The sequence below is a fragment of the Chloroflexus sp. genome, from assembly GCF_034432675.1.
Classification (GTDB): Bacteria; Chloroflexota; Chloroflexia; order Chloroflexales; family Chloroflexaceae; genus Chloroflexus.
In genome coordinates, this window is the sequence record NZ_DAOUBI010000137.1 from 1 (window position 1) to 10,398 (window position 10,398).

At 54.1% G+C, this 10,398-nt stretch carries 7 protein-coding genes and 1 pseudogene; 4 read left to right on the forward strand and 4 right to left on the reverse strand.

Annotation, left to right across the window (positions count from 1 at the left end):
- Nucleotides 1–384 precede the first annotated feature (384 nt).
- The 3 genes from VAE55_RS10120 to VAE55_RS10130 form a co-directional block, all read right to left on the reverse strand.
- Complete coding sequence (locus VAE55_RS10120; RefSeq protein ID WP_322815663.1) at nucleotides 385–1,599, reverse strand: sugar ABC transporter permease; 1,215 nt, start codon at nucleotides 1,597–1,599, stop codon at nucleotides 385–387.
- Nucleotides 1,600–1,655: 56 nt separating this feature from the next.
- Nucleotides 1,656–3,179 (reverse strand): ATP-binding cassette domain-containing protein, encoded by a 1,524-nt coding sequence (locus VAE55_RS10125; RefSeq protein WP_322815664.1) that lies wholly within the window; start codon nucleotides 3,177–3,179, stop codon nucleotides 1,656–1,658.
- A gap of 122 nt (nucleotides 3,180–3,301) precedes the next feature.
- The gene (locus VAE55_RS10130; RefSeq protein WP_322815665.1) at nucleotides 3,302–4,465 is read right to left on the reverse strand and encodes a sugar-binding protein; all 1,164 of its coding nucleotides are present in this window, start codon (nucleotides 4,463–4,465) and stop codon (nucleotides 3,302–3,304) included.
- Nucleotides 4,466–5,020: 555 nt separating this feature from the next.
- Between VAE55_RS10130 and VAE55_RS10135 the strand changes: the two genes are divergently transcribed.
- Nucleotides 5,021–7,771 carry a LuxR C-terminal-related transcriptional regulator gene (locus tag VAE55_RS10135; RefSeq protein ID WP_322815666.1) on the forward strand — a complete coding sequence of 917 codons (2,751 nt, stop codon included), beginning with the start codon at nucleotides 5,021–5,023 and terminating at the stop codon, nucleotides 7,769–7,771.
- Here VAE55_RS10135 and VAE55_RS10140 read toward each other — a convergent pair.
- Nucleotides 7,768–8,832 (reverse strand): homoserine dehydrogenase, encoded by a 1,065-nt coding sequence (locus VAE55_RS10140; RefSeq protein ID WP_322815667.1) that lies wholly within the window; start codon nucleotides 8,830–8,832, stop codon nucleotides 7,768–7,770. The two genes, VAE55_RS10135 and VAE55_RS10140, sit on opposite strands and share 4 nt — an antisense overlap.
- Nucleotides 8,833–9,009: 177 nt before the next feature.
- Here VAE55_RS10140 and VAE55_RS10145 point away from each other — a divergent pair, with 177 nt between their 5' ends.
- The 3 genes and pseudogenes from VAE55_RS10145 to VAE55_RS10155 all read left to right on the forward strand — a co-directional run.
- Entirely contained in the window at nucleotides 9,010–9,708 is a 699-nt protein-coding gene (locus VAE55_RS10145; protein ID WP_322815668.1) for a hypothetical protein, read from the forward strand.
- A gap of 119 nt (nucleotides 9,709–9,827) precedes the next feature.
- A pseudogene (locus tag VAE55_RS10150) lies at nucleotides 9,828–10,124 on the forward strand (DNA methyltransferase); the annotation flags it as partial.
- A 79-nt stretch (nucleotides 10,125–10,203) separates the two neighbouring features.
- Nucleotides 10,204–10,398 (forward strand): type I restriction-modification system subunit M N-terminal domain-containing protein (locus tag VAE55_RS10155; protein WP_322815670.1); only part of this gene is annotated, 195 nt, incomplete at its 3' end.

The following is a 10,398-nucleotide window of genomic DNA, read 5'->3' on the forward strand; positions in this document are numbered from 1 at the left end:
GTGTACGGCTGGCGCGGCAGCATGGCTGCCGCACTCCAAACGACGCCACACGCGGATGATGAGCGAACAAGACAACCTATCCCAGCGCGTGATGGCACCGGAGATGGTTATGAGAGCGTGATAGTACAGCTTTTTATGAAATAAGTTCTATCATCGGCACCGGGTACACCATGCAAACACCACGAGCCAGGAAAACCGACATCCTGCTCATAGCCAGTGTAGGTGAAAAGATGAGGACTGTACCGCGTTGCACTGATCACAAATGCGGAAGGTCGCGCAGCAGATACCCTTACACAAAGGATGGGGCGAGTTCGCAACCCGCCCCTAAACCATCACCCAGTGATGAAACAATCGCCGTCCATGTGATGAAACAATCGCCAATCGTCACGCCGAACGACCGCGCCGGCGCGTGGTAACGTCGAAGATCACCGCTGCCACCAGTACCAGACCGCGCACGATGTATTGATACGCAATATCAATACCCATCAGGTTCATACCACTGGTCAACGAGACGTACACCAGAGCACCGATGATCGAGCCAATCACATTCCCGACCCCACCGGCAGCCGAGACACCACCAATATATGCGGCTGCAATCGCATCCAGCTCAAAGAGCGTACCGGCAGTAGTGGTCGCCGAGCGCAACCGCGAGGCAAACAGTACCCCCGATAGAGCCGCGAGCATACCCATCGAAGCAAACACAATATAGGTAATGCGCTTGACACTGATCCCGCTCAACTCGGCTGCTTCAGGATTGCCACCAACCGCATAGATATGCCGTCCCAGCACCGTCTGGGTCGTCACAAAGTGATACATTGCCACCACCAGCAGCACAATGACCATCGTCCACGATAGGCCATTGTAGCCGGCCATAATCCAGGCCAGTAAGCCGATCAGCGTCGAGATGAAGACCAGCTTGAGCACAAACATATCGATGGGTAACACCTCGAAGTTATACGCCAGCTTTTTGTTCCGGGTGCGGATCTCACTCAAAACGTAAGCCACAATTGCCACCACACCCAGCAATAAGGTCAGCGTGTGATAACCGGGTATCAGGCTGAAAGGTACATCAGGAATAAAACCGTTACCAATCGCATTAAATGTCTCGTCTTCGATGATAATCGTACCGGTACCGGCAGTCACCAATTGCAAGGCGCCACGGTAGATCAGCCAGCCGGCCAGCGAAGCAACGAAGGACGGAATCTTCAATTCAGCTACCGGAAGAGCGGTCAACAAACCGGCGAGAGCACCCATCACCAGCACCATCGGCACAACCACGATGGTGGGTAATTCCCAGAAACGCAGAGCAATGGCGGCGACAGCGCCGAGAAAACCGGCCAGAAAACCGACCGACAGATCGATATGGCGAATGACGATCACCAGCGTCATCCCGACCGCCAGCACCGCAATATAACCGGTCTGGTTGATCAGATTGCTCAGATTGCGCGACGAAATAAAGATACCGTTCGTCGTGATTGAAAAGATGATCATGATGATGAACAGGGCGATGAACATACCATATTGACGGATATTCTGCCCCAGCACATATTGTAAATTAGCCAGAAACGTTGCCTGTTTCACTTGGGTTCTGGTAGCCATGCCAACTCCTCACCTTGATGTAACACCTATCATCACTCCTCGTTGAGGATATACCGTTAATAATCGACTGCCAGGGCCATAATCTTTTCCTGGGTTGCCACAGCAATTGGTAGTTCGCCCTTGATCCGACCACCGGAAACGACATAGACCCGGTCACTCATACCGAGGACTTCGGGCAATTCCGATGAGATCGTGATGATGCTCATACCATCTTCGACCAACCGATTCATAAGTTGATAGATTTCATACTTGGCCCCCACATCGATACCACGAGTCGGTTCATCGAGAATCAAGACATCAGGGCGAACGAAGAGCCATTTACCGAGACACACCTTCTGCTGATTACCACCACTCAGATTGACAACCTGTTGCTCGATGGTAGGAGTTTTGATATTCAACGATTTACGGTATTCTTCAGCAACCTGAATCTCAGCGTTTCGATCAATAACGCCCTTGTTCGCCAGCGCACGCAGGTTCGCCAGCGTGATGTTCTGGCGCACGTCCTGGATGAGGATCAGGCCTTTTGCTTTGCGGTCTTCCGAGACATAAGCCATCCCGGCGGCAATCGCCTCACGCGGGTGTCTGAACTCACGTTTACGACCTTTAAGCCACAATTCGCCACTCACACGATAGCCCGGTGCATTGCCGAACAGGCTGAGCGCCAGCTCGGTGCGACCGGCCCCCATCAAACCGGCCAGGCCGACAATTTCGCCACGTCGTACCTGCAAATTAACATCGCGCAACAGATAGCGGCCTGCTTCTGCGGAATAGACCGTCCAGTTGCGTAACTCAAGCATTATCTCGTCACCGGGCTGATGATTGCGTGGCGGGTAAATATTCGTAATTTCACGCCCAACCATATTGCGGATCAGCGCCTGTTCGTTCACTTCGCCCTTGTGAGCATCGAGGGTACAGACCGTCTTCCCATCGCGGAGAACGGTCACCGTATCGGCAACTGATAACACCTCTTTCAGCTTGTGTGAAATCAGAATGCAGGTCACACCCTGATCGCGCAATTCGCGTAACAGGTTTAACAGGTTCTCACTATCATCTTCATTCAGCGCAGCCGTCGGCTCATCAAGGATCAAAATTCTTACTTCACGGCTCAGCGCCTTCGCAATTTCGACCAGTTGCTGTTTACCGACACCCAAATCCCGGATTTTGGCAGCCGGATTCACGGTGAGCCGCACCTTGCGCAACATCTCATCGGCCCGGCGGATCGTCTCGTTCCAGTCGATAATCCCGTTACGACTAACTTCGTGGCCGAGAAAGATATTTTCGTAGACGGTCATTTCTGGAACCAGGGCCAGTTCCTGATAAATGATACCGATCCCAACCCGCTCACTGTCAGCAATGCTGAAAAAGCGCTGTGGTTGACCATCAATCAGAATTTCGCCACTGTACGAGCCATACGGATAGACACCGCTCAAGACCTTCATCAATGTCGATTTGCCGGCCCCATTTTCGCCTACCAGACAATGGATTTCACCCCGTTTCACGCTGAAAGTGACGTTATCAAGGGCGCGCACACCGGGGAACTCTTTGGTAATCTGACGCATCTCCAGGATCGGGGTCTGCATGCTACACCGCCTTGTGTATTCTTTTTACCGGAGTGTGTTTCATAAGTTTACCGCAATTTTGGCATCATTTAACAGACCGGGATTGCAACAGGCAACCCCGGTCTTTATGAAGAGAGATTCTTTTAGGGCAGATTGGTGAAGTCGCTGGCGCTGTAGTAGCCGGAGTCAATCAGGGCTGCGCGCACGTTGTCGCGCGTGACCGTCACTACCGGCGATTGAATAGCGGGGACGTCCTTCTTACCGTTGTTGTAAGCGCCACGGGCTGCAGGCTGCTGATCCTGAAGGAGTGCAACCGCTGCCTTGATAGCGTCTTGCACGAGCGTGCGCACGTCCTTGAACACAGTCATCGACTGGCGGCCATCGATGATGTATTGCACAGAAGCCTTCTCAGCATCCTGACCGGTGACAAAGTACTGGGTGACATCCTTATCAGCCGCGAAGGCATCGGCGATCGCACGAGCGGTACCGTCGTTCGGGGCCAGGATGTAGACTTTGCCCTTATCAGCAGCGGTTGCCGCAGTCAGGTTTGCCTCGGCCAGATTCTTGGCGGTGTTGAAATCCCAGTTGGTGGTCACCTGACCGATAATCTTTGCCATCTCGTCGCGGGTGAGGTCGAGCTTGTTCTGAAGGGCAACTGCTTCGCCCGAATTCTTGATCACGAATGTGCCGTCGGCAATCTTGGGTTGCAAGACTTTCCAGGCACCCTCGAAGAAGAGGAAGGCATTGTTGTCTGAGGCTGCACCGGCATACAGGTAGAGCGGATTACCGGTACCGCTGGCCCGATCAACCAGATACTGCGCCTGCTGCGCACCCACAGCAATGCTATCGAAGGTAACGTAGTAATCAACCGCATCGGTCTCGCGGATCAGGCGGTCGTAGGAGATCACCTTCACGCCAGCCGCCCGCGCAGCTTCAGCCGCTGCCGCTGCCGCCGTACCATCGTGAGGGCAGATGATCAGGACCTTAATGCCCTTGGCAATCAATGCCTCAACGTTCTCCTTCTCCTTAGCCGACGAGCCCTGGCTGAAGAGAATCTCAACCTGATAACCGGCCTGCTGCAATGCTTCGCGGAAGCGGGTCTCGTCCTGGATCCAGCGGGGTTCATCTTTAGTAGGAAGGACAATCCCAACCGCAAGCTGCTGCGTATTGCCGGTGCTACCACCGGTGTTACCGCCCGTACTCCCACCAGTGTTACCACCGGTGCCGCCACTACTGCCACATGCAGACAACAGGAATGCGATGGCTGTCAACAGAGACAGCAACAACCCGAACGTCTTCTTCGACATGAAAGTCCTCCTTGAATACAAACATCCCAACTTATTGCGAACAACATTGATCACAACACGCAGAAATCGTTTGCTGCCGGTACACCTCCCTGTGTGCATAGCAATTCACTATCCAGATACCGCTATTGAAACATAACGACACCAGATTGCCCAGTCGTCTTGCCCTGAAAAACGGTGGGGGATCACCCCTAGTCGCACATTAGGGGAAAACCCCTAGAGTCGGTCAGGCTTATTTGTCATTGGGCGTGGTAGGACACCATCAGGAAAAGTGGGCTGCCGGCGGAAGTCATCTCGTATATGCAGACGGCATTCACCTGGAATGGACATCCACAACGTGATGGGTGTATCTTCGCGTATAGCGGGAAGCTTTCAGCAACACACTCCCGGTATAGCGTTATGTATCCGTTGCGTAGAGCGTATGCAGATGATGCAGACAAGTGCAAGCCATCTTGCATAACACCGACCTACCATTCGGATATCAGCCGTGGTAGACTAGATAGTGCAACGGTGTTCCAAACCAGCTACCAACTTCCCATCATTGCACGGAGACGGCATATGATGCCACTTGTGCGCACCAAATTGCAGCCGCCGGAAGTGCGGCCCTCGTTGCTTCCACGTCCCCGCTTGTACGAACAGTTACGGCTCGCCCTGTACAGTCGATTGGTATTGATTGCGGCACCAGCCGGCTACGGTAAAACATCGTTGCTGGCTGAATGGATTGTTGAGGCCCGCAAAGAATGGTCACACATTGCCTGGTTGAGTCTTGATGAGACCGACAATGATATTCGCCGTTTACTGGCCTACTTGCTGGAGGCGTTGAGTAATTTGCCACATGAGCGACGTGCACAGTTGCAGGCACTGTTAAGTGAAGACTTTGAGATTGATACGACACAATGGTGTGCCGAATTGCTGAACGATCTGGCCGAGACGGACGGGTCGACGGTCATTGTGCTCGATGATTACCATCTGATCGATGATCCGCTCATTCATAACGCAATTACCTTTCTCATCGATCACCTACCACCACGTTGCCGTTTGCTGATTGCCAGTCGCCGTGATCCACCGCTGCCCCTGGCACGCTGGCGCGCTCGTGGGCACCTCGCCGAGTTGCATAGTTTCGATCTGGCCTTTAACCCTGAAGAGACGGCAGCCTTTCTGCTTGAAACGATGGAACTGCCCCTGAGTCGTGATCAGATCGTGGCATTACTGGAAAACACCGAGGGCTGGCCGGCCGGCTTACAACTGATTGCACTGGCGATCCGTGATCGGGTTAACCGTGGTGAATTGATTGATGAATTAATCAGTGGCAATCGCTACGTTGCAGATTATTTAATTGAAGATGTATTTAACCATCTACCTCATCATTTACAACAATTTCTCCTTCAGACATCCATCCTCGATCAACTCTGTGGAGCGCTATGCGATGCAGTTATCGGTATCTATGATGGAGCAGCGGTGCAAACACCGGTTCAATCAAGTCAACAAATCCTGACCGAACTTGAGCGCAACAATCTCTTTCTCTTTCCACTCGGTAGCGAGCAGGTCTGGTACCGGTATCATCATCTGTTCGCCGAGGTTTTACGGGATCGGCTAATGGCAAGTCACTCACCAGACCAGGTGGCGATCCTGCATCGTCGGGCCGGGGCGTGGTACGCAGCGCATGGCATGCTGACGCATGCAGTCAATCATGCGTTGCAGGCACAGGCATTTGACGATGTTGTTGCTATGCTGGAACCAATTGGTTTAGCGGTGATTTCGCAGGTCGGCGAGGTAACGCTCCGGCGATGGCTACCATCTCTTCCTGTAGAGGCTTTTGAGCGTCATCCACGACTGGCCCTCTTACGAGCCTGGCTGGCGACGGCTGATTATCAGATTGATGAGGCTGCCCATTGGATTGCGGTGGCCGAACATGCCCTGGCCAGCGTTGCCAGTGGAGCAGCAACACCCATCGGACCAATTGCGAATTTGCGCGGTGAATTGAGTGCGGTACGGGTACATCTGGCGGCCTTACAGGGTGATACAGATCAGGTGATAGCAGAAGGTAAGCAAGCGCTGAACTGGTTGCAGAGCGATTACCAATCACTACGGATGCGAATCGCTAAAGACCTGGGTTACGCCTGTATCGCCCAACGTGATCTGGTACGGGCAGAGCAGGCGTTCAGTGAAGCAATGGTCAACGGTTTTCACGTTGGCCTGCCGTACATTTCAGCAATGGCAACGAGCGATTACGCTTATACGCTCATGCTGCGTGGTGCATACACGAACGCGATTAATGCCTGTCGCGACACCATCGATCAAATGATGCATCACCAGCGTAATCGAACCGTTCCTGGTATTGGTCTACCCTTCATGGCCCTGGCCGACCTGCATACGATCCGCCACGAATTTGCCGGTGCCTTACCGGCCCTGGCCGAAGCGGAAAGTGCGATCAAGTCAGGACATACCACCAGTTATCTCTGCCTGCTGATCGTCATGGCACGGGTAGCCCGTGCCCGCAATGATCTCCCCAGCGCACTACGGATCATCCGGCAGGCCCGCTTTATGGCGCACCAGCGGCGAGTGGGCTGGGTACGCGCTGTACTGGATGGTTTAGAGTCTCAAATTATGATCGAGCAGGGTGACTTGGAAGCAGCCGGCCAACTCATCACCAACATTGTGACCACGCCAAGTGAGTTTCAATATCTGCCAACAGCAGCATTTTATGCTCGTGAACACATAACTCGTGCTCACTATCAATGGCGGCTGGCTCGCTACCAGGCGACCGGCAACTGTCAGGCACTGCACGATCTGGCAATGGAATTAAGTACACCATCAGGCACAGAATTCTGGCAACGTCTCTCACCACTTGATGCGGCATTGCTGCGCGGATTGGCCCTAGCGGCAGCCGGCGAGGATGCCACAGAGGCTATCCTGAGTGCGCTCGATCTGGCGATCAGCGAACGGATTGTTGCCCCTTTTCAGCAGGCAGGTGAACCGCTACGCCGCATCCTCAACCAGCTTTTGAGCCGGCAACGACTGCCACCGTTTGGTGAATACCTGCTCACACTCCTTGACGATTACGAACCTTCACCGATGGCTGTACTGAGCACGCCTTCATCTGATGCGCTGCCCGAACCGCTCAGCCAGCGTGAGATCGAGGTACTACGGTTGATGGCCGAAGGGCGCAGCAACCAGGAAATTGCCGGTCACCTGATTATTGCCATCAGTACAGTAAAATCGCATGTTAACAACATCTTTAGTAAACTGGGCGTCGCCTCGCGCACGCAAGCGGTCGCCCGCGGGCGACGGCTCGGTTTGATTCCTTAATGACGCTTCAGCCGATGACGAATATCAATCACATCACGTAGCATAGCCTGACAGGTACCGAGGGGACCATCTTCGAGACTGCTCACAGTTGAACGCCCGGCACTATCACTGTAGATGACAAAACCCATCTCACCATGCGCTAGTCGGGACAGCGGATGGTCGGCCGTCAACACCGTTGGCGCAACCGAGAGGGTATACGTTCCATCAATTTGACGCACGGCAGAGGCAACCAACGAGACACGTCCACCGGCACGCCAGGCCGCTGCCAGATCGTCGGCGCTCACCTCACGGATACCGTGCACCTGTACATCGGCCAGTGTTGCCGGCTGATTGAGCACCGCATTGGCGAAGATGACCAGTTTATTCGCGGCATCCCAGCCATCAATATCAAGTGAGGGATCGGGTTCGACGATGCCCTGCCGCTGTGCCTCGGCTAGGGCAGTGGCGAAATCGGCACCGGCAGCCATCTGTTCGAGAATGACCTGGGTTGTGCCATTAACCACCAGTTCTGCGCGTTCGATCTGGGCACCGGCCAGATCACGCCGGCCAAAATTAATCGTCGGCAAAGCGCCGCCAACCGCACCAGAAAAGCGCAACGGTGGACGCTGGCTATGGGGTGAAAGATCATCAGCCCAATCGCTAAGCCTCGCCAGCTCTTGAAATGCCAGCACCAGCGGGCCTTTGCTGGCCAGAACCGCAGCTTTGCCGCGTTGAAGCGCTGAGCGAACGATGTCAAGTCCTGGCTGACCATCACGAAGATTGGTTGGCGTTGCTTCTAACACGAGATCATATTCGGCTGTCTGTACCAGCGTAACCGGATTGAGATCGGGCCGAAATGCCGGCAACTCTCGAATCCCGAGCCGACGTTGCTTGAGATCAACAATCGCCGCCAGATCAAGCCCAGATGGATCAAGGGCGACACCCGTAGAGTCGGCAACGCCGATAATGTTGAGACGGAAGCCATAGCGACGTGGTAAACGCTCAGGATCGGCGATTAACATCTCAAGGAAGGTGCGACCAATGTTCCCTAAACCGGTAAGAAGAGCATGAACGGTATCCATAAGTACGCAAGTACTCCTATGCAATCATAGCTTAAGCGTGTATAATATAAAGTCACACACAGCAGTTAAGCAAATCACATTTGCGTCGCAGCACCTATGCAGAGGGTATACGACAGGGTCTACCAAATGAAACAGTGTCAGGTTCCGTGCCCGTTCATCGCATTACACAGCCAGGATATGACAAGTATTCGTAAACACTTGCTTGAAGGTCACCAGTGTCGTGATGCCTGGGTAGCCTTGAGCAAACTGGTACAAGATGCACACCAGCGCAAAGATTGTCTGGAACGGGCATCAATTCTGGCACCCGACGATGAGGAATTGCAAATTGCCTATCTGGAAGCACGACTGGCTGTTGATCCTGCTGACATGTTTGCCCAGCAACGGCTGAACGAAATCCGCACGATGCGACTGCTTTCCGATGTAAAGACGCCCTATTTCCACGAACCACCGAAGCCACGGTTAATCGGCGACATTCTCATCTCGATAGGAGCCATTACCGAAGCTGAACTCAACGAGGTACTGACCGAGCAACGTCGCGGTAGTCTGCTGGTATCAGATCGCCGGATCGGGCAACTACTTTTACGGCGTGGCATGATCACACCTGCCAAACTCGCCAAAGCCTTGATCATTCAGCAGCAAGAGCGGAGTCGGGCACGCACAGCACCCCAGGTGTTAGGCGAATATCTGGTTGAAAAGGGATATATCACTGCTGCCCAACTGGAAGCAGTGCTCGCTGAACAGATTCGCCTGGATCAGCAAGGCAAGCGCTATAGCCTGGGTCAGCTTCTGGTTCGTATGCATCTAATGTCGAAAGAAGCGGTTGAGAAGGCAGCTCGAGAGTACGAGCAGCTCTTCTGGCGGCAATTTAACGTGTAGTTTACTATCCTGAATGCAGAGCTTTTTAAGCATTGCATGATACAGAGTGTGTCCACAGACAGCTTACCCGATCGTTAGCCCGCAGTGACCGAGCGCGTATCGCCCAAGAGCATCCGCCTATGAACTACGTCAAGTCCAAGCAGCGCGTCGCCGACCACGGCGAGGTGTTCACCCCCGCGTGGTTGGTCGAGGCGATGCTCGACCTCGTGAAGGACGAGACCGAGCGCATCGATTCCCGTTTCCTCAAGCCGGCTTGCGGCAGCGGCAACTTCCTGGTGGCCATCCTGCGCCGCAAGCTCGCCGCGGTAGAGATAAAATACGGCAAATCCAGGTTTGAGCGGCAGCACTATGCGCTCTTGGCGCTGATGTGCTGTTACGGCATCGAGCTCTTGGCCGACAACATCGCCGAATGCCGCCGGTTGCACCAGAACAAGCGCTGGACGTACGGCTGGCCGTCACCAAAAACGACGCGATTATTTTACGGGAAGGTTTGATATGCAAAACGGCCAACTCACCTGGATCACCAACTTCATCTGGGGCATCGCCGACGACGTGCTGCGCGATCTCTATGTGCGCGGCAAATATCGCGATGTCATTCTCCCGATGACGGTGATCCGCCGACTGGACGCGGTGCTGGAGCCCACCAAGCCGGCGGTGCTCGAGATGAAAGCCGCGCTCGACAAGGCGGGC

Coding starts and splice junctions, on each gene's coding strand:
- VAE55_RS10120 (WP_322815663.1), bottom strand. CDS start 1,599: ATGGCTACCAGAACCCAAGTGAAACAGGCAACGTTTCTGGCTAATTTA.
- VAE55_RS10125 (WP_322815664.1), bottom strand. CDS start 3,179: ATGCAGACCCCGATCCTGGAGATGCGTCAGATTACCAAAGAGTTCCCC.
- VAE55_RS10130 (WP_322815665.1), bottom strand. CDS start 4,465: ATGTCGAAGAAGACGTTCGGGTTGTTGCTGTCTCTGTTGACAGCCATC.
- VAE55_RS10135 (WP_322815666.1), top strand. CDS start 5,021: ATGATGCCACTTGTGCGCACCAAATTGCAGCCGCCGGAAGTGCGGCCC.
- VAE55_RS10140 (WP_322815667.1), bottom strand. CDS start 8,832: ATGGATACCGTTCATGCTCTTCTTACCGGTTTAGGGAACATTGGTCGC.
- VAE55_RS10145 (WP_322815668.1), top strand. CDS start 9,010: ATGACAAGTATTCGTAAACACTTGCTTGAAGGTCACCAGTGTCGTGAT.